General features: G+C 60.1%; 18 protein-coding genes. 10 read left to right on the forward strand and 8 right to left on the reverse strand.

All coding sequences use genetic code 11. The features are described 5' to 3' along the window. Positions 1–44: 44 nt before the first annotated feature. On the reverse strand, positions 45–584 hold the full coding sequence (locus GNZ12_RS23580; protein ID WP_172314176.1) for an Mpo1 family 2-hydroxy fatty acid dioxygenase: 540 nt from the start codon (positions 582–584) through the stop codon (positions 45–47). 91 nt (positions 585–675) lie between these two features. Between GNZ12_RS23580 and GNZ12_RS23585 the strand changes: the two genes are divergently transcribed. Continuing rightward, positions 676–1,389, forward strand: a complete 714-nt coding sequence (locus GNZ12_RS23585; protein WP_172314178.1) for a Crp/Fnr family transcriptional regulator — start codon at positions 676–678, stop codon at positions 1,387–1,389. Between the two features lie 56 nt (positions 1,390–1,445). Here GNZ12_RS23585 and GNZ12_RS23590 read toward each other — a convergent pair whose 3' ends face one another. Then, complete coding sequence (locus GNZ12_RS23590) at positions 1,446–1,670, reverse strand: hypothetical protein (RefSeq protein WP_172314180.1); 225 nt, start codon at positions 1,668–1,670, stop codon at positions 1,446–1,448. A gap of 211 nt (positions 1,671–1,881) precedes the next feature. Between GNZ12_RS23590 and GNZ12_RS23595 the strand changes: the two genes are divergently transcribed. Then, the gene (locus GNZ12_RS23595) at positions 1,882–2,487 is read left to right on the forward strand and encodes a lytic transglycosylase domain-containing protein (RefSeq protein ID WP_172314182.1); all 606 of its coding nucleotides are present in this window, start codon (positions 1,882–1,884) and stop codon (positions 2,485–2,487) included. Positions 2,488–2,588: 101 nt separating this feature from the next. On the opposite strand, the gene GNZ12_RS23600 is transcribed toward GNZ12_RS23595, so the two are convergent. From GNZ12_RS23600 to GNZ12_RS23620, 5 genes are all read right to left on the reverse strand, one after another. Beyond that, positions 2,589–3,473, reverse strand: a complete 885-nt coding sequence (locus GNZ12_RS23600) for a 4-hydroxy-tetrahydrodipicolinate synthase family protein (RefSeq protein ID WP_172314184.1) — start codon at positions 3,471–3,473, stop codon at positions 2,589–2,591. Positions 3,474–3,475: 2 nt separating this feature from the next. Next, positions 3,476–3,823, reverse strand: coding sequence for a hypothetical protein (locus GNZ12_RS23605; protein ID WP_172314186.1), 348 nt, complete (start codon positions 3,821–3,823; stop codon positions 3,476–3,478). Positions 3,824–4,120: 297 nt separating this feature from the next. After that, on the reverse strand, positions 4,121–4,492 hold the full coding sequence (locus GNZ12_RS23610) for a hypothetical protein (protein ID WP_172314188.1): 372 nt from the start codon (positions 4,490–4,492) through the stop codon (positions 4,121–4,123). Positions 4,493–4,688: 196 nt separating this feature from the next. Further along, on the reverse strand, positions 4,689–6,080 hold the full coding sequence (locus GNZ12_RS23615) for an aspartate aminotransferase family protein (protein WP_172314190.1): 1,392 nt from the start codon (positions 6,078–6,080) through the stop codon (positions 4,689–4,691). A gap of 124 nt (positions 6,081–6,204) precedes the next feature. Further along, positions 6,205–7,710: an aldehyde dehydrogenase gene (locus GNZ12_RS23620; protein ID WP_216673334.1), complete on the reverse strand. Its 1,506-nt coding sequence runs from the start codon at positions 7,708–7,710 to the stop codon at positions 6,205–6,207. A gap of 452 nt (positions 7,711–8,162) precedes the next feature. On the opposite strand from GNZ12_RS23620, the gene GNZ12_RS23625 reads away from it, so the two are divergent. The 6 genes from GNZ12_RS23625 (at position 8,163) to GNZ12_RS23650 (ending at position 15,620) form a co-directional block, all read left to right on the forward strand. Continuing rightward, the gene (locus GNZ12_RS23625; RefSeq protein ID WP_172314192.1) at positions 8,163–9,497 is read left to right on the forward strand and encodes a glutamine synthetase family protein; all 1,335 of its coding nucleotides are present in this window, start codon (positions 8,163–8,165) and stop codon (positions 9,495–9,497) included. 97 nt (positions 9,498–9,594) lie between these two features. Continuing rightward, the gene (locus GNZ12_RS23630; RefSeq protein ID WP_172314194.1) at positions 9,595–10,728 is read left to right on the forward strand and encodes a polyamine ABC transporter substrate-binding protein; all 1,134 of its coding nucleotides are present in this window, start codon (positions 9,595–9,597) and stop codon (positions 10,726–10,728) included. Between the two features lie 227 nt (positions 10,729–10,955). Further along, complete coding sequence (locus GNZ12_RS23635) at positions 10,956–12,119, forward strand: ABC transporter ATP-binding protein (RefSeq protein ID WP_172314196.1); 1,164 nt, start codon at positions 10,956–10,958, stop codon at positions 12,117–12,119. Further along, positions 12,116–13,087, forward strand: a complete 972-nt coding sequence (locus GNZ12_RS23640; protein WP_172314198.1) for an ABC transporter permease subunit — start codon at positions 12,116–12,118, stop codon at positions 13,085–13,087. The genes GNZ12_RS23635 and GNZ12_RS23640 overlap by 4 nt, the downstream gene beginning before the upstream one ends. After that, positions 13,084–13,995 carry an ABC transporter permease subunit gene (locus tag GNZ12_RS23645; protein WP_172314200.1) on the forward strand — a complete coding sequence of 304 codons (912 nt, stop codon included), beginning with the start codon at positions 13,084–13,086 and terminating at the stop codon, positions 13,993–13,995. Before GNZ12_RS23640 ends, GNZ12_RS23645 begins: the two co-directional genes overlap by 4 nt. 38 nt (positions 13,996–14,033) lie before the next feature. Next, a complete protein-coding gene (locus GNZ12_RS23650) occupies positions 14,034–15,620 on the forward strand; it encodes a DUF3138 family protein (RefSeq protein WP_172314202.1) in 1,587 nt (528 codons plus the stop codon). A gap of 76 nt (positions 15,621–15,696) precedes the next feature. On the opposite strand, the gene GNZ12_RS23655 is transcribed toward GNZ12_RS23650, so the two are convergent. After that, complete coding sequence (locus GNZ12_RS23655; protein ID WP_172314204.1) at positions 15,697–16,623, reverse strand: LysR family transcriptional regulator; 927 nt, start codon at positions 16,621–16,623, stop codon at positions 15,697–15,699. A 179-nt stretch (positions 16,624–16,802) separates the two neighbouring features. Between GNZ12_RS23655 and GNZ12_RS23660 the strand changes: the two genes are divergently transcribed. Together GNZ12_RS23660 and GNZ12_RS23665 are read left to right on the forward strand one after the other, a co-directional pair. After that, positions 16,803–18,128 carry a flavin-containing monooxygenase gene (locus GNZ12_RS23660; protein ID WP_172314206.1) on the forward strand — a complete coding sequence of 442 codons (1,326 nt, stop codon included), beginning with the start codon at positions 16,803–16,805 and terminating at the stop codon, positions 18,126–18,128. After that, positions 18,128–18,565, forward strand: coding sequence for a RidA family protein (locus GNZ12_RS23665; RefSeq protein WP_172314208.1), 438 nt, complete (start codon positions 18,128–18,130; stop codon positions 18,563–18,565). Before GNZ12_RS23660 ends, GNZ12_RS23665 begins: the two co-directional genes overlap by 1 nt. The last annotated feature ends 7 nt before the right edge of the window (positions 18,566–18,572 follow it).

The raw sequence follows: 18,572 nt of genomic DNA on the forward strand, positions 1-18,572 counted from the left end.
GCGCGCAGCGTTGCGCTGATGCCGCTGAATCAGGCGCAGCGGCATCAGCGATGCGCCGCCGCGCGATCCACATTGATACGCGTCGCGCCGACCTGCGCCTCGATGGCTTCGCGCAGTGCCGGCCGCCAGCCGAAACCGAACAACGCTTCAGCGAGCACGAATAGCGGCCCGATCAGCAGACCGATCACATCGTCGACAAATGCCGGCTTGCGATGTTCGTATGCCACGTGGCCGATGAACTGAAACACCCAGCCGACAACGAAGAGTCCGATGCCCGAGGCGAGCCAGGTGAGCGTGGCTTGCGCGGCGAGCCACTGTCCGCATGCGATGCACAACACCGATACCACGGCCATCATTACACCGAGCGGCACGTCGAGCACGAGGTAATAGACGGTCGCCGCGGCGAACAACACCCACGCGGGCGATAAGGTAAGCGGCAACGCGCCGAAGCCGAAAGCAGGCCGGCTCAACAACACAGCCAGCGCCAGCACGATCATCGGAATGCCGATGAAATGGGTGGCGATATTGCGCCGGTCACGATGGTAGGCCGCGTATTGCGTCAGCTGTTGCGTCAGCGTTCTCATGGATGCCGCTCCTCGATCAAAGTCAGCATAATCGCGGGCAGCGGAATTTGAAACCATCGGGTAGCCGACAATCGGGCACGGATACAGTCTTATGACTGCGAGTTTTTCATCAAATGAGCTTGGCCGCCTGCTGGCGCGCAGCGCGTGGTTTCGCTCGGCGCCTGCTGCCATGCAGGCGCAACTAATCGAAGCGGGGTGTGTCGAGCGCCTGGCGGCCGGTCAACGGCTTTTCACGCGCGGCGATTCTGACGATGGCCTCTATTGCGTGCTCGACGGTCTCGTGCGAATCGGCGCGGCGAGTTCGGCCGGCAAGGAAGCGTTGCTCGCGGTCATCGAGCCGGTCAACTGGTTCGGCGAGATCGCGCTGTTCGATAATCGCCCGCGAACCCATGACGCGTACGCCGAACGCGATTCCGAGCTGTTTCATGTGCCGCGCACCGCGCTTGCCGTGCTGCTCGAACGCACGCCTGAATATTGGCATGCCTTCGGTTTGCTGTTGACGCAAAAGCTGCGCCTCGCTTTCGATGTCATTGAAGAAGCCGCCTTGCTTCCCGCCGCGCCGCGCGTGGCGCGCCGCTTGTTATTGATGGCTGGCGGTTACGGCGAACCCGGTGCATTGCGGCGCGTACTCAAGGTGCCGCAGGAGGACCTGGCGATGATGCTGGCTTTGTCGCGGCAGACGATCAATCAGGTGCTCAAGCAGTTCGAAGCGCAAGGTGCATTGAAGCTGGGCTATGCGGAAATCGAAATCGCCGACGTGCAAAAGCTCAGCGCGCTAGCCGAGCTGAATCCGGCAACGGATTGATCGCCTCGATCTACCCGTAAACCTACCCGCAAAGCGCGGCACGGCCTCCCGCTCACTTACGAAAAGAACGCAAAGGGCAACGTGGCGGCCAGGTAGACGGCGATACCCGTCGAAGGCAATCCCGCCGCGATGGCGATGGCCGCGACCGCGGCGCTCGCGACCGCCAGGACAAGCGTGCGTCGCCGAACGGCTTGCCGGCCGGCAAGGTAGTTGCGATGCGATGTGTCGCCGCGGTCGTCCGGGGATGTGACGGCGTACTGACGGATGTTCAGGCTGGACATGATGACGTCTCGTTGAGCGGTCACCAAAGTCTGACATTCCTGAAATATCGAATGCCTTAATAACGCGTCGACAAACGCAAAAGATGCATATACGCCCCACTCACGCGCCGCTGCATCTTTATAAGCATTTTACGGCGCACCCCTATTTCTTTGGCGATTCGCTACACCAAGCCCGGTAAGGTCGAGCCACCCCCGGTCAGGAAGCGAAAGTATGCATGGAAATAGCGCTCTGGATGGTGTGCAAACACAACAGGATCTTTGTCCGAAATTTAGCCTGAAGGCCATAGTCACGGCAATCGTCTTCTCGCTTGCCGCAGTGTCGCAAGGCGCCGATGCACAATCGACATTGGCCGCTCCAACTGCCGCGAGCGACACAACCCCTGACGCCGGTATGCCGGCGCTCAGCGATATCACCGCCATGTTGCGCGCGCAGTTTCGCGTTGCGCCATCGGAATCGATGAAGATCGCACGCGCGGTGTTGATCGAAGCCGACCGTCACGCCATCTCGCCGGTATTGCTGCTTGCCGTGATGTCGGTCGAATCGAGTTTCGATCGCCACGCGGTCAGCAACGCAGGTGCGCGCGGGCTCATGCAGGTCTTGCCCGCAGCACATCCGCAATTGATTGCGGACACAACTGATTTGTCCGATCCGGCGATCAACGTGCGGATCGGCACGACCATTTTGCGCGGCTACCTCGACGAGAGCGGCGGCGATCTCGACGCCGCGCTGCTTCGCTACAGCGGCGGCGGCCGCGGTTATGCGCGGCGTGTCGTGCTGCGGATGCAGCACCTGGACGCAAGTTTGCGCCACGAATGATTAACGCATTCGTGGCGCGTTGATGTGTACGTTAAGGTGGAGGTCAATGTGCACATCGAAGTGCACATTGACCTCCACATCGAAATGCAACCTCTTACTCTTTAGCTCATTGCCCCGGCAAACTCGGCGCGCAGATCCTGCAACCTGTCGCGTGCGGTGCTGAGGCGCTCGACGAGTTGCGCCGAGGCGCGTGTGATCGGCATACGTGTTTCGTCGGTCAGCGAATGATCGAACGCCAGCATCGCCTTGATCGCGGACGGATTGGGCGCGGCGAACAGCAGACGCAACACGGGCAACAAGCTGGCAAACAGATTGCGCGCGTCGTGGTCGCGATCGGTCCGGATCAATTCCTGTACCGCAACCAGAAGGTCCGCGCAAACATGTGCGCTGGCCAGAATGCCCCCTGTGCCACCGTTGTTCAGGCAGTCGTCCAATGCTTCATCGGTGCCGCATAGTACGTTGATCGGCAGGCCGCGCAGCTTGCTGAAGTGTTCCTTCACGCATTCCTTGATCGCGACGATGTTGCCGAACTCAACCAGGCGCGCGACCGTCTCCGGCGCGATCGTCACGCCGGTTCGATGTGGCACGTTGTACAAAACGATCGGCCGCTCGGTGGCGAGTGCGGCTTGTTCGAAATGCCACTGCACGCCGGCTTGATCTGGACAGACGTACGACGGTGGCGACACCAGGTAACCCGCGCAGTCCCAGCGCTCATAGCGCTGAATATCGTGCAGGACGTCGCGCGTATTGGAGCCGCCGACCCCGATCAGCATCGGCAGACGGGTGCCGATCACATCGGTCAGCGCCTGCAATACCGTGAGGCGCTCGGATTCCTGTAATAAAGCGGCTTCACCTGTCGTGCTCAAGGCGACAAAACCGCTGATCTCCGTGCTCAGGTAGTAGTCAGCGAGGCGCTGCAACGCGTCGACGTCGACTTCGCCATTGCGAAACGGGGTAACGATGGGCAACCAGATACCTGAAAACATGATTAGCGCGCCTTTGCGACGGCTTGGCGGCGCTTCAGTGGTCCGATCAGTGCCGCGGGGAGTGTGGAGATGAGCGTATGCAAGGTGAAATCGAGGTCGTCGAGCGCAATGTCGAGTTGCACGCGCACTTCTTCGCGCACGGCCTCCGTGCTGACGACATAAACGCCGAGTGGGGAATGAAGCAATGTGCGCAGTTGGGTGCCAGGAAGATCGTGCGGAGGATGAGGCAGGGTCACCTGCAAGCGGGCGCGGGCCGCCGGGAAAGGAATGACATTGTTGCGTTGGGGCGGGACCGGCGGCGCGCTGAGCGGCTGCGTTTCGAAGCTGTCGATTGATTGTGTGAGAGCCATTTGCTTTGGCGTTCGTCGACGCCATGGTTGATCAAGACAGTTCGAGATTAGACGTCTACGGGTAAACGCAGTGCAAAAATTGAGGTGTCCGCTGAAAAAAACTTGCGGGTTCGACGTGTCGCTCGAATTGAATCAGGCGGCGTGCTGGCAAATTAACTTTGCGTGAGTTTCAACCCGGTTCATACGACGCGCCCATAAAAAAAGGCGAGTCGTGAGACTCGCCCTCCCTGAACGGCAGCGTTCGGCTTCGATTAACTACGCATGCGTGGCCGGTGTGTGCCGAAAACCGATCACGTGTTATTGCGTCTTCGTCGTGTCGGTCTTTGCGCCGTCGGCTTTTGCCGGGGCATTGCTGGCCTCTTTCGCGCTCTCCGTTTTGGTCTTGCCTGCGCTAGCTTCGACAGCGGTCTTCTTGGTTGCCTTATGGATCTTCGCCGTGTGAGCGGCGGAAGCCTTTTTCACATGCGCCTTCGTCGCGGCCTTCGTCGGCGCTTTCGTCGTGGCGGCGGCTTCAGTCGTGGCGCCGGTTTGCGCGGCGGTGCTCGCCTTCAGATTCGCTTGACCGGCGGGCTGCGTTTGCGCGGGTTGCGCGGCCGACGGCGCTGCGGTTTGTGCAAATGCGGTCGACACGACGAGAGCGGAAGCGAGAGCAGCGAAAAGCGTCTTCATGATGTAACTCCAGGTTAAACCGGTTGTTCTTTGTGTCGCGGCTGAAATGTTTCAGCGCTGCCGGTTTAACGTTGGCGGGAAGACAGCAGTTGACGGCGCTCTGGTGACAAAACGTAACGGCGGATACATATTGCCGTGTGCCGTTCAGCCGCCGCCACCGGCGCCGAACTGAAGCGGCACACTCGTAAAAGCAGGATCAACGCGTATTGCCGAGTACCTTCTGCGCAGTCGCATCGACGGCCTGCCGCATCTTGTCGACCAGTTCGTCGATCTGCGCGTGGTCGATCACGAGCGGCGGGGCGACGATCAGCCGGCCGTTCGTCGAGCGCACGATGGCGCCCAGTTCGAAGCCGACAGTCCGGCTATGCCAGGTCAACTCGGCTTCGTCGCTAAAGCGCTCGCGCGTGGCCTTGTTTTTCGCGAACTGTATCGCGGCCACCGCGCCCACGCCCTGGATCTCGCCGATCAACGGGTGATCGGCGAATGCGTCACGCAATGCCTTCTGCAGATACGGACCGGTATCGTTCTTCGTGCGCTCGACAAGACGGTCTTTCACGAGAACATCGAGATTGGCCAGCGCGACCGCCGCCGCGACCGGGTGACCTGAATAGGTCAGTCCGTGCGCGTAGACACCGCCTTGTTCGACCAGTGCCTCGCCGACCTGCCGGCTCATCACGAGACCCCCCATCGGCACGTAACCCGACGTCAGACCCTTCGCAATGCAGATCAGATCGGGCTCGAAGCCGAAATGCCGATGCGCGAACCACTCGCCGGTTCGCCCGAAACCGCCAATCACTTCGTCCGCACACAACAGCACGTCGTACTGACGGCAAATACGCTGGATTTCCTGCCAGTAGCCGTCCGGCGGAAAGATCATGCCGCCCGCCCCTTGGAATGGCTCGGCGACAAAGGCGCCGACCCGGTCCGCGCCCAGTTCGAGAATCTTCTTTTCGAGCGACAACGCGGCCTGTTTGCCGAATGCCTCCGGGCTCAGATCGCCACCGTTCGCGTACCAGTAGGGTTCGTCGACATGCGTTACGTTCGGAATCGGCAGATCGCCCATCTCATGCATGAACGCCATGCCGCCCAGCGACGCGCTGCCGACGGTCGACCCGTGATAGCCATTGATCCGCCCGATCAAGACCTTCTTGCCGGGCTTGCCCTGGATGTCCCAGTAGCGCCGCACCGTACGAATGAGGACTTCATTCGCCTCGGAGCCTGAGTTCGTGTACACGACATGACTAAAACGATCGCCCAGCAGCGAGAACAGTCGTTCCGACAATTCGATCACGGCGGGATGCGTGGTGTGAAAGAACATGTTGTAGTACGACAGTTCCTTCATTTGCCGTGACGCTGCGTCGATCAGTTCCTGACGGCCGTAACCGACGTTGGTGCACCAGAGGCCGGACATGCCGTCGATATAACGGTTGCCGTCGTTATCCCACAGATAGACGCCTTCGCCTCGCACCATCACGCGCGGCCCTTCGTTGTTCAGGGCTTTCTGATCGACGAAGGCATGCAGGTGATGGGCTGCATCGCTTTGTTGGTAATCGCGGGTAGCGCGGTGCGGGAAGTTAGGAGCGTTCATGTTCAAGGTTCCAGTTGTGTAACGAACGGATGTGGCCTTTCACGTCCCGGTGCGGCGAGTCGCACGCACCCAGGCTGTACTCTCAGGCTCATTGCAGATTGATTTCAGGCGTTGGAGCGCCGGATCAGTAGCTGATCCACGTTGTTTTTAGCCCCGTGTATTTGTCGAGTGCGTGCAACGACAGATCGCGGCCGAATCCCGATTGACGGAAACCGCCAAACGGGGTTTGCGCGCTCAATGCGTCGACGGTGTTGACGGACACTGTGCCGGCACGCAAGCGCGACGCCACGCGATGCGCGCGTGCCAGGCCGCCCGTCCAGACCGACGCGGCGAGTCCGTAAATCGAATCGTTGGCGAGCGCGATCGCTTCGTCCTCGGTGTCGAATGTGAGAACCGACAGCACCGGTCCAAAGATTTCCTCGCGCGCAATCGGGTCGTTTGCGTTCACATCGACAAAGATGGTCGGCTCGATGAAATACCCCTTGCCGTCGACAAGCCGTGTTCCGCCGCCTGTCGCCAGCGTCGAGCTCGTGCGCCCTCGCGCGATCCATTCTTTAACCCGCTCAAACTGCGTACGGTCGACGATTGCGCCCATGCCGCTAGCAGGATCAAGCGGGTCGCCGGGCATGAAGTCGCGCGAATGGGCAATCAGGCGATCGACAAACTCATCATGGATCGAGCGATGCACCAGCAGTCGTGAATTGGCCGAGCACACTTCGCCCTGATTGAAGAAGATGCCGAAGCATGCTTTGCGGGCCGCAAGATCGAGATCGTCCGCGTCTTCGAAAACCAGATTGGGACTCTTGCCGCCGCATTCGAGCCAGACCTGCTTCATATTCGATTGCGCGGCGTATTCGAGAAACTTCTTGCCGACGGCCGTCGATCCCGTAAACGCCAGAACGTCAACGTCCGGATGCAATCCGAGCGCCCGTCCTGCGGTCTCGCCGAAGCCGGGCACGACGTTCAGCACGCCCGGCGGCAGTCCAGCCTCGAGCGCGAGTTCGGCAAGACGCAGGGCGGATAGCGGTGATTGCTCCGCGGGCTTCAGCACGACGCTATTGCCAGCTGCAAGGGCAGGGGCAATTTTCCAGGCCACCATATCGAGCGGGAAATTCCACGGCACGACCGCGCCGACCACGCCGAGCGGCTCGCGTGTGACAACGGCGAGATTGCCCGGATCGGTCGACGCGACCTCGCCGTTCACTTTATCTATCGCTTCGCCATACCAGCAGAACAGGCTGCTTGCGGCCGGCACGTCGATGTCGAAGGCGTCGGCCACGCGTTTGCCCATGTTGAGCGAATCGAGCAGGGCGAGCTCCGCACCGTGGGACGCAATCAAAGCACCTAACCGGCACAAGACACGCTTGTGTTCCGCCGCCGGACAACGCGACCAGTGCCCAGCATCGAACGAAGCACGGGCAGCACGAACGGCGTCGTTGACCTCGGCCATGCCACAGGATGCAACGTTGGCAATCACCGTCTCGGTCGCCGGATTGATCGCCTGGAAGGTCTTGCCGTCTTGAGCGTCCGTGAAGCGACCGTCAATGTGTGCCTGCGCGCGCGGGAGAACTTCTGCGGCCCGTCGCCGCCAGTCCGCATGGGTGTGGATATCAGCTGAAGAATGACTCAAGGAATAACTCCGGTCTGGCGATGGGCAGGACTACCCGCCCATCTCGTGTATCGATGATCGAGATAGCTACTGCTCTAGCGCCCTACTGTCGATTAACAAAAAGGGACGGGAAAGAACAAATTTGCTCTTCATTGCATCTGTTTTTCCTATTCATTTTCGAAGTTGCATTTCCTTCTGGTCTCTTTCAGGGTTTCGTTGCTTGAACGCCGGGACAGATTGAGAACACACATTAACAGGCGGGGTGGAACGAGCCGACTTTGCATCTCAAAAAACTATCCATAAGGTAGGAAAACTATTTTTATTCAATAAATGCGCGATGCTACGCTCCATCCGTCGTTCGCCGCAGAGTCCTTGTATCTGGAGGTTTTGCGGCACCAGGAACGCCATGTTGCAAGAGCCGCGCGCACAGGAGACGTTGTGCGTAGCGCCGGTGGGTGGACGGATAAAGAGCCATGAACGAGATCGACGACTTCCTGAAGAAGAACCGCGTCACCGAAATCGAAGCGATCATTCCGGATATGGCCGGGATCGCACGCGGCAAGATCATTCCGCGCAGCAAGTTCGAATCCGGCGAGTCCATGCGCTTGCCGCAAGCGGTGATGATCCAGACCGTCACAGGGGACTATCCGGAAGACGGCACGCTCACCGGCGTCACCGACCCGGACATGGTGTGCGTGCCTGACGCCAGCACCATCCGCATGATTCCGTGGGCCGTCGATCCGACCGCCCAGGTGATCCACGATTGCGTTCACTTCGACGGCACGCCCGTCGCGATCTCGCCGCGCCGTGTGCTGCGCCGCGTGCTCGAACTCTACAAGGCCAAAGGCTGGAAGCCGGTCATCGCGCCCGAGCTCGAGTTCTACCTGGTCGACATGAACAAGGACCCGGACCTGCCACTGCAACCGCCGATTGGCCGTACGGGCCGTCCGGAGACCGGGCGTCAGGCGTATTCGATCGAGGCCGTCAACGAGTTCGACCCGCTGTTCGAAGACATCTATGAATACTGCGAGGTTCAGGAACTGGAAGTCGACACGCTGATTCACGAAGTCGGCGCCGCGCAGATGGAAATCAACTTCATGCACGGCGACCCGCTGAAGCTCGCCGACAGCGTGTTCCTGTTCAAGCGCACGGTGCGCGAGGCTGCGCTGCGTCACAAGATGTACGCGACTTTCATGGCCAAGCCGATGGAAGGCGAACCGGGCTCGGCGATGCACATGCACCAGAGCCTCGTGGACGAAGAAACCGGCCAGAACCTGTTCACCGGTCCGGACGGCAAGCCGACTTCGATGTTCACCGGCTATATCGCCGGTCTGCAGAAGTACACGCCGGCGCTAATGCCGATCTTCGCGCCGTACATCAACTCGTATCGCCGCCTGTCGCGCTTCATGGCTGCGCCGATCAATGTGGCGTGGGGTTACGACAACCGCACGGTGGGCTTCCGGATTCCGCATTCGGGGCCGGCTGCGCGCCGTATCGAGAACCGCATTCCGGGCGTGGACTGCAATCCGTATCTGGCGATCGCAGCAACGCTGGCTGCCGGGTATCTCGGTATGACGCAAAAGCTCGAAGCCACCGAGCCGCTGCTCAGTGACGGTTATGAATTGCCGTACCAGTTGCCGCGCAACCTCGAAGAGGGTCTGACGTTGATGGGCGCATGCGAACCGATGGCCGAGATTCTCGGCGAGAAATTCGTGAAAGCCTATCTCGCACTGAAAGAAACCGAATACGAAGCGTTTTTCCGCGTAATCAGCTCGTGGGAACGCCGGCATTTGCTGCTGCACGTTTAAGACCACTCCGCAACCCAGCTTTTCTCAACGCCAATTTCGTCCGGCAAGAGCACCGACAGACGCTCGCACCGGCTTCTTTATTTACTAGGGGAACATCATGAGCGCTTGTCATTCTGGACGTCATCTTCGCCATGCAGCTGCGGGGGCCGCGCTACTCGCCTTTACGAGTTTGGCAGCGCTGTCGGTCACGCCGGCGCAGGCGGCCGACACGGAACTGAATGTCTACAACTGGTCGGACTATATCGCCAAGGACACGATTCCGAACTTCGAGAAGCTGGACGGCATCAAGGTCAAGTACGACAACTACGATAGCGACGACACGCTACAGGCCAAACTGCTCGCAGGCAGTTCCGGTTACGACATCGTGGTACCGACGTCGAACTATATGGCCAAGCAGATTCAGGCCGGCGTGTACCAGAAGCTCGACAAGTCGAAACTCCCTAATCTGGCCAACCTGGATCCCACCTTGATGAAAATCATCAGTGAGGCTGATCCGGGCAACCAGTACGGTGCGCCCTACGCGTATGGCACCGACGGCATCGGCTACAACGTGCAGGCCGTCCAGAAAGCGCTGGGTGCGGATGCGCCGGTTGACAGTTGGGCGCTGGTGCTTGATCCGCAGTACCTCTCCAAGTTGAAGAGTTGCGGTGTGTCGTTCCTCGATCAGCCCGTCGACGTGTTCGCCGCCACGCTGCAATACCTGCACAAGGACCCGAACAGCACCAGTCCGGCCGACTACCAGGCCGCCTTCGAAGTGCTGAAGAAGGTTCGCCCGTACATCACACAGTTCAACTCGTCGGGCTACATCAACGACCTTGCGAACAACGACATTTGCGTCACGCTCGGCTGGTCGGGCGACGTCGGCATCGCGCACCGCCGTGCGGAAGAAGCCAAGCGTTCATACGACATCAAGTTTAACAACGCGAAGGAAGGTGGCCTGGTGTGGTTCGACATGATGGTGATCCCGAAGGATGCGCCGCACCCGGAAGCGGCGCTCGCGTGGATCAATTACATCGAGGACCCGAAAGTTAACGCGGCCATTACCAACGAGGTTTTCTATCCGACCGCCAATGTCCCCGCGCGCCAGTTCGTCACGCCGGCCGTTTTGCATGACCAGGGGGTGTACCCGGCGGTGGATGTGTTGAAGAAAATGACCCTGATGAAGCCGTTGCCCACTGACATCCTTCGACTTGAAAACCGTCTTTGGGCTCAGCTTAAAACCGGCCACTAAACCTACTAAACCGTTACCACGGCAAAGCAACTCATAGAGAACTTCGCGGCAGGAGTCGCTCGACTCCTGCCCACCAGAGGTAAGCAGCACAGTAGTCAGCCTGCGCGCTTTTAGCGTTCCAGCTCCGCGCAGTCCCATGTTTTCCGATCGCAGCGCATCTTGCGAGCCGCTCTTCGCGTCTCGTATGGAGACACTTGCGCCCGCGATCCGCAAGGAATGGTTACATCATGAACTCGACGACCTTAAAAAGCGCGGCCGGCGCCGCCCAGATGGCCCGCCCCGCACCGACGACAAAGTCGAAATCGGACGAATTCGTTCGCATCGAAAATGTCGTGAAAAAATTCGGCGACAGTACCGCTGTCAATAACGTCAATCTGAACATCGCGAAGAACGAACTGTTCGCGCTGCTCGGCAGCTCCGGCTGCGGCAAGTCCACGCTACTGCGCATGCTCGCCGGACTGGAAACGGTCACCTCCGGGCGCATTTTCGTCGACGGCGAAGATCTCGCTGCGATGCCGCCGTACAAGCGCCCAGTCAACATGATGTTCCAGTCGTATGCGCTGTTCCCGCACATGACGGTGGAAGCGAACATCGCTTTTGGTCTCAAGCAGGAAGGCACGCCGAAGAACGAGATCAAGGAACGTGTTGCTGACGCACTCAATCTCGTGCAGATGGGCAAATATGCGCAGCGCAAACCGCATCAGCTCTCCGGCGGCCAGCAGCAGCGTGTGGCGTTGGCCCGCTCGCTCGTCAAACGCCCCAAGCTGCTGCTGCTCGACGAGCCGATGTCCGCGCTCGACAAACAGATCCGCCAGAAAACCCAGCTCGAACTGGTGAACATCATCGAGAAAGTCGACGTGACCTGCGTGATGGTCACCCACGATCAGGAGGAGGCGATGACGATGGCCGGCCGCATCGCGGTCATGAGCGAAGGCCATATCGTGCAGATCGGCTCGCCCAGCCAGGTATATGAGTTCCCGAATAGCCGCTTCTCGGCTGAATTCATCGGATCGACCAATCTGTTCGAAGGCGTTGTCGTCGAGGACGAACCGGACCACATCTTCGTCGAAAGCCAGGACCTCGAAGCCCGCATGTATGTGAGCCATGGCATTACCGGCCCGCTCGGCATGCCGGTCGGCATCTCGGTGCGCCCGGAACGCGTGAAGGTATCGCGCGAGCGGCCGGGCACGCCGCATAACTGGGCGCGCGGCGTCGTCTCGGATGTCGCCTACATGGGCAGCTATTCGCTGTACCACGTACGCCTCGAGAGCGGCAAGACAGTCGTGTCGAATCTCTCCAGCTCGCACCTGATGAGCGAAGGTGCGCCCGCCTACAACGATGACGTGTTCATCTACTGGTCGCCGTCGAGTGGCGTGGTGCTGACGCAATGAGCCATCCCACTACCTCCCCCGCGGCGCTCGGCGCGCCGTCCGGCAGCCGCTTGGCCGGTTCGCTGAAAAAACGCCTCTCGAAGCTGATGCCGGCAGGCCGCTCGACGGTCATCGGTGTGCCGTTCATCTGGCTCACGCTGTTCTTCGCCGTGCCGTTCCTACTGGTGCTGAAGATCAGTTTCACCGACTCGCGGCTTGGCATTCCGCCGTACACCGATCTCCTCAGTGCGAAGGATGGCGTGCTCCACGTGGTCATGCAACTGGGGCACTACGCGTTCCTGTTGCAAGACGACCTGTATGTGGCCACCTACATCAGCTCGCTGAAGATGGCGGCGGTCTCGACGCTCTGCTGCCTGTTGATCGGCTATCCGGTCGCGTACTACATCGCGCGTTCGGAGCCCGCGAAGCGCAACCTGCTGATGATGGGCGTGATGCTGCCGTTCTGGACGTCGTTCCTGATCCGCGTCTACGCATGGATCGGCATTCTGAAAGACGACGGCCTGCTCAATCACACGCTGATGGCCCTCGGGATGATCCATTCGCCGCTGCGGCTCTATCACACGGATATCGGCGTCTATATCGGCATGGTCTATTCGTATCTGCCGTTCATGGTGATGCCGCTCTACGCGCACCTGGTGAAGTTGGACCTCACGCTGCTCGAAGCCGCGTACGACCTTGGCTGCAAACCGTGGACCGCGTTCACGCGCATCACCTTGCCGCTATCGAAGAACGGCATCATCGCCGGCAGCCTGCTGGTGTTCATTCCGGCGGTCGGCGAGTACGTGATTCCCGAACTGCTCGGCGGCGCCGACACGCTGATGATCGGCCGCGTGATGTGGAATGAATTCTTCAACGATATGGACTGGCCGATGGCCTCCGCCGTGACGGTCGCGATGGTTCTGCTGCTGCTCGTGCCGATGGCCGTGTTCCAGTACTACCAGGTCAAGGAACTGGAGGGCGCGAAATGATCAAGCCAAATAAAACCCTTTCCACCAGTGTGCTGACGTTCGGATTCCTGTTTCTGTACATCCCGATCATCAGTCTCGTGGTGTTCTCGTTCAACGAGTCGAAGCTCGTCACGATCTGGTCCGGCTTCTCGCTGAAATGGTACGCCGCGTTGCTGCAGGACGACGAGTTGCTGACCGCTGCCTGGTTGTCCTTGAAGATCGGTCTGATGACCGCGTGCGCGTCGGTCGTGATCGGTACATGGGCCGGCTTCGTGCTGGCCCGTTTCGGGCGCTTTCGGGGCTTCACGCTGTTCGCCGGGATGATCAACGCGCCGCTCGTGATTCCTGAAGTGATTCAGGGCATTTCGCTGCTGCTGCTGTTCGTGGCGATGGAACAGATGCTCGGCTGGCCGAAGGGTCGCGGCGTCGTCACGATGTGGATCGGTCACGTGATGCTGTGCGTCTCCTATGTGGCGATCATCGTGCAGTCACGCGTGAAGGAGTTGAACCGATCGCTCGAAGAAGCCGCCCTCAACCTGGGCGCGACTCCGCTCAAGGTGTTTTTCGTTATTACCTTGCCGCTGATCTCGCAGGCGTTGATGTCCGGCTGGCTGCTGTCGTTCACGCTGTCGATCGACGACCTCGTGCTGTCCGCGTTCCTGTCGGGTCCGGGCTCCACTACGCTGCCGCTCGTCGTGTTCTCCCGTGTCCGCCTCGGCCTGAATCCGGAGATGAATGCACTGGCGACGATCTTCATCAGTCTGGTGACGATTGGGGTGGTCAGCGTGAATACGCTGCTGGTCGCCAAAGAGCGTAAGCGCCTGCGCGATATGCAAGCAGCCTTGACGGTGGCCGAAGCCGCCGATGCAGGTCCCGCCGCGCCACAACCCGCAACGGCGCGCAAGTCGCTCGATACGGCACGCGCATAAGAAGTCCTTTTGCAATACGACCAATAAGGAGAATTCGCATGAGAAAGAAGCTCATCTGTCTGTTGGTGGCGGGAAGTTTGCCGGGCTTTGCCATGGCAGATACCACTAGCGACCAGATCAAGGCGCTACAGGCCCAGCTCAATGCACTGCAAAAGGAAGTGAAGCAGTTGCGCTCGGAAGCGGCAACCAGGCCGAAAGCTGCAGCGGCTGCCGCCGCGCCTGCCCCTGCCTCGGCAGTGGCCGCTGCGCCGGTCGATATCTCCTCGCCGGATTACGGCAAGGCGCAAGCGACGCTGACCAACGATCAGGTCGATACGATGAAGCAGCAGCTCGCCAACCAGCAACTGAAGGTCGATTCGCTGGTGGATGCGCAGAATACCGGTCCGATCGCCGGTCTGTCGGTGACGGGCTATATCGATCCGACCTACGTGTATAACCGCGCGGCAAGCAGTTCGTCGTTCCTGTTCGCGAACCACGAAAGCAGCTACAACTACTTCAACAGTACGTTCGGCGATCTGTACCTCGACATCAAGAAGACCTTCGGTGTCGGCCCGATGGCGCCGTCGGCCGAAATCACGTTGATGCCGAACCGCGGCAACGGCATCACGTTGCTGACAAACGAGCACGGCAATATCGGCAACAACATTCTGAATACGGCGGTCGTGACCGTCCCTGTGACGGCAACGACGACCTTCGTAGCCGGTTTGATGCCGAGCTTCGGCGGCTACGAAGTGCAGCAGTCGAACCAGATGCTGACGCTTACGCACAACCTGCTGTATGACTTCTCCGATCCGGGCAGCTATATCGGCGTCGGCGTGAACTACACGGGCGACAACAGCAACTGGGCATGGAAGTTCATGCTGGGCAACGAACAGTACCGCACGTATGGTTCGGTGGTGCAGACAGGCACCAACGCGCTGGGCGACCCGATCACCAGCAGCAACAAGATCCCGACCTTCACGGCCCGCCTCGACTACACGTGGTCGAGCGCGCTGGATATTGGCGGTTCGTTCAACATCGGTCGTCAGACGCTCTCGGCTTCCACGCAGAACGTGAACGGCAACACGATTCCGGTGTACGGCGTGGGCGGTCAGGCATCCAGCGCCTTCGGCACGTTCTTCTTCGGCGAAGCGGACATGGCCTACACGCTGGCTGACGTGACGTACAACGCAGAAGTCGACTACGGCCAGCAGCAGAACGCCGCATTCAATGGCGGGCAGGCGCAGTGGTACGGTCTGTCGCTGCTCGCACACCGCAAGTTCAGCTTGCCGGTGGTGGGCCGCATGGGCGCGACCGCCCGTTACGACGTGCTGGTTGACCAGAAGAACGGCGGCGGCGGCGGTGGCGTTGCGTTGAACGCGAACGGCATGGATACGGCGGACGGCTTCGGTATCGGCGCGGACTGTCTCGCCAATTCGAAGGCGAGCGGCGGTCTCGGCTTCGAGTGCAAGGGCGCAATCCATCAGGACGCCGCGCTCGATCTGTTGTTCTACCCGACCCAGCAGATCACGGTCAAGGTGGAATATCGCCACGACTGGGCGAACAAGCAGGTGTTCCTGAAGAACGACGGTTCGTACGGCAAGTCCAACGACCTGCTCGCGACGCAGTTCATCTACTCGTTCTAACGCCTTGCATTGAGGTGTGGGAGTGCCGGAGCGAGGTGCCCGTCGACAGACGTCGTCGGGCACCTGACGCAAAAATTCAGCGCTTCGCGTGCTGCTTCTTTATCTGCGCTTCACAGAAGGACGTGAAATGCCGCACAACCTGTCGCGGCTTCATGTTGCGCGACTGTGCAATGCCCAACGTGGCGGCTGCCACGTCGTCCTTGAACCGTTTGACGACGAAATCCTCACCGTCCACGGTATGGGTCGATTTGAGCGGAAAGTTCAGGATGCTGTATCCGAGACCGTTCGCCACCATACCGCGCACCACCTCGGGTTGTGCGGACTTGAACGCCGGGACCGGACGCTCGCCCACCGCGTCGAACAGCCCCGCAAAATATTCCCGGCTATGGGGCAGGTCGAGCATCACGTAGGGCTCCCCCACCAGATTCGCGAGCGCGATCGAGCGATGTTGGGCCAGATGGTGCGTTTTCGGGAGGATGACGTACGGCGGCAGCGTCAGCATCGGCAGGAATTCAATGTCGTCGGTCAGATCAATGCTGTAGGTCAGCGCGAGGTCGAGCGATCCGTCGTGCAGGCCCGTGAACAAATCTTCCTGATGCGCTTCCCGCGTCTGGAATACGACGCCGGCATGTTGGGCCACAAAGTGACTGATGAGACCCGGCAGCAACGGCGGCGCAAGCGAGACCAGGCAGCCGAGCGCAATCCCGCCCGATATGCCGGTATCCATTCCGCGTGCAGCAACCTGCAGCTCTTCCGCATTCTTGAGCAGGTCACGCGTTTTGCCGAGCATCTCGCGCCCTGCCTGGGTCAGGGAAAGCCCGGAGGCGTGGTGACGGATGAACAGTTGCACACCAAAGGATTCCTCCAGCTCTGCAATCGCCGTAGAAATCGAGGGTTGCGAAATGTGCAGAACTTTTGAGGCGCCGGTGAATGACAGCGCTTCTGCCGTCACGACAAAGTATCGCAGCTGACGCAGCGAATACCGAAGCAGAGGGCTTTCCATTGACCTGTTCCCATGAAAAAAATCATTCAGGAGACGCCGCGCAGGGCGCTCGATTCCACGCTGATTATCTCGCGCTCTGCATAGCTAAAACAAATGTTTTGCATTTTTTAAATATGTTTTTCAGATGTGATCTATCCGCGTAGATTTCTTTCATCAGTGGATCTTGCAAGGAGATAGCCGTGACAGTTGAAAGAACGTCAATCGATACGCTTGTGGTCGGCGCCGGTCAGGCCGGCGTGGCCATGAGTGAACACCTGAGCAAACTCGGGGTGCCCCACCTCGTTCTGGAGCGCGATCGTATCGCCGAACGCTGGCGCACGGGACGGTGGGATTCTCTGGTTGCCAATGGTCCGGCCTGGCACGATCGTTTCCCGGGCATGGAGTTCGACGATCTCGACCCCGATGCCTTCGCCTCGAAAGATCGGGTGGCGGATTATTTTGAAGCCTATGCCAGGAAGTTCAACGCACCCATCCGCACGGGTGTGGAAGTGACGAAGGTGGTACGCAATGCCGGCCGGCCGGGCTTCACCGTTGAAACCACGAAAGGCGTGATCGAGGCCAACCGCGTGGTTGTCACGACCGGGCCTTTTCAGCGCCCGGTTATCCCGCCGATCGCGCCTGAAGCCGGGGAGCTCACGCAGATCCACTCCGCCGAGTATCGTAATCCGCAGCAACTGCCCGAGGGTGGGGTTCTGGTGGTCGGCGCCGGGTCATCGGGGGTGCAGATCGCGGATGAACTGCAGCGCGCCGGCAAGCAGGTTTACCTCTCGGTTGGCGCGCACGATCGTCCTCCACGCGCCTATCGCAATCGTGACTTTTGCTGGTGGCTGGGCGTGCTCGGCGAATGGGATGCGGAGGTCATGAGGCCGGGCAGGGAACATGTGACCATTGCCGTAAGCGGTGCGCGTGGTGGCCATACGGTTGACTTCCGGCGGCTTGCCAATCAGGGGATCACGCTCGTCGGTTTGACGAAATCGTTCCATGACGGTGTGGTGACCTTCGAATCGGATCTGGCTGACAACCTGGCTCGCGGCGACGAGAACTATCTGTCTTTGCTGAATGCCGCTGACGCCTATATTGCCCGCAATGGTCTCGATCTCCCGGAAGAACCTGAAGCCCGCCATATGCTCCCGGATCCGGAATGCGTGACCCATCCCATTCCTGAACTCGATCTGGCCCGGGCCGGCGTGACCTCGATCGTGTGGGCAACCGGCTATGCCGTCGATTACAACTGGCTGCATGTCAACGCTTTCGACGCAAACGGTAAGCCGAAACATCAGCGCGGCGTGTCGATCGAGCCTGGCGTTTATTTCCTGGGTCTGCCGTGGCTGTCGCGTCGTGGCTCCGCTTTCATCTGGGGCGTCTGGCACGACGCCAAGCATATTGCCGACCATATCGTCACGCAGCGCAAATATCTCTCCTACCGCGATGCCTCGGAACGCCAGGCAGAAGACGGTCGCGAGATCTACGAAGCAAAATTTCTTCCGAGTACTGAGGTCCACTAATGAGCCAGCCCACGCACACCCGCATCCGCATGTTCAACACCAAGGATACCTATCCGAACCAGACGCTGGATAACGACCTCTGTCAGGCCGTGCGCGCCGGCAACACCGTCTATGTGCGCGGTCAGGTTGGCACCGATTTCGAAGGCCACCTGGTCGGGCTCGGCGACCCGGGTGCCCAGGCGAGGCAAGCGATGCAGAACGTCAAGCAGTTGCTGGAAGAGGCGGGCAGCGATATGTCCCACATCGTCAAGACCACCACCTACCTGATCGACCCGCGCTATCGCGAGCCGGTGTACCAGGAGGTCGGCAAGTGGCTCAAGGGTGTGTTCCCCATTTCTACCGGCCTGGTGGTGAGCGCGCTCGGCCAACCGCAGTGGCTGATGGAGATCGACGTGATCGCGGTGATCCCGGATGGCTGGAAGCCGGCTCAGGCCTAAGGAGCAG

Source organism: Paraburkholderia solitsugae, from assembly GCF_013177695.1.
Taxonomy (GTDB): Bacteria; Pseudomonadota; Gammaproteobacteria; order Burkholderiales; family Burkholderiaceae; genus Paraburkholderia; species Paraburkholderia solitsugae.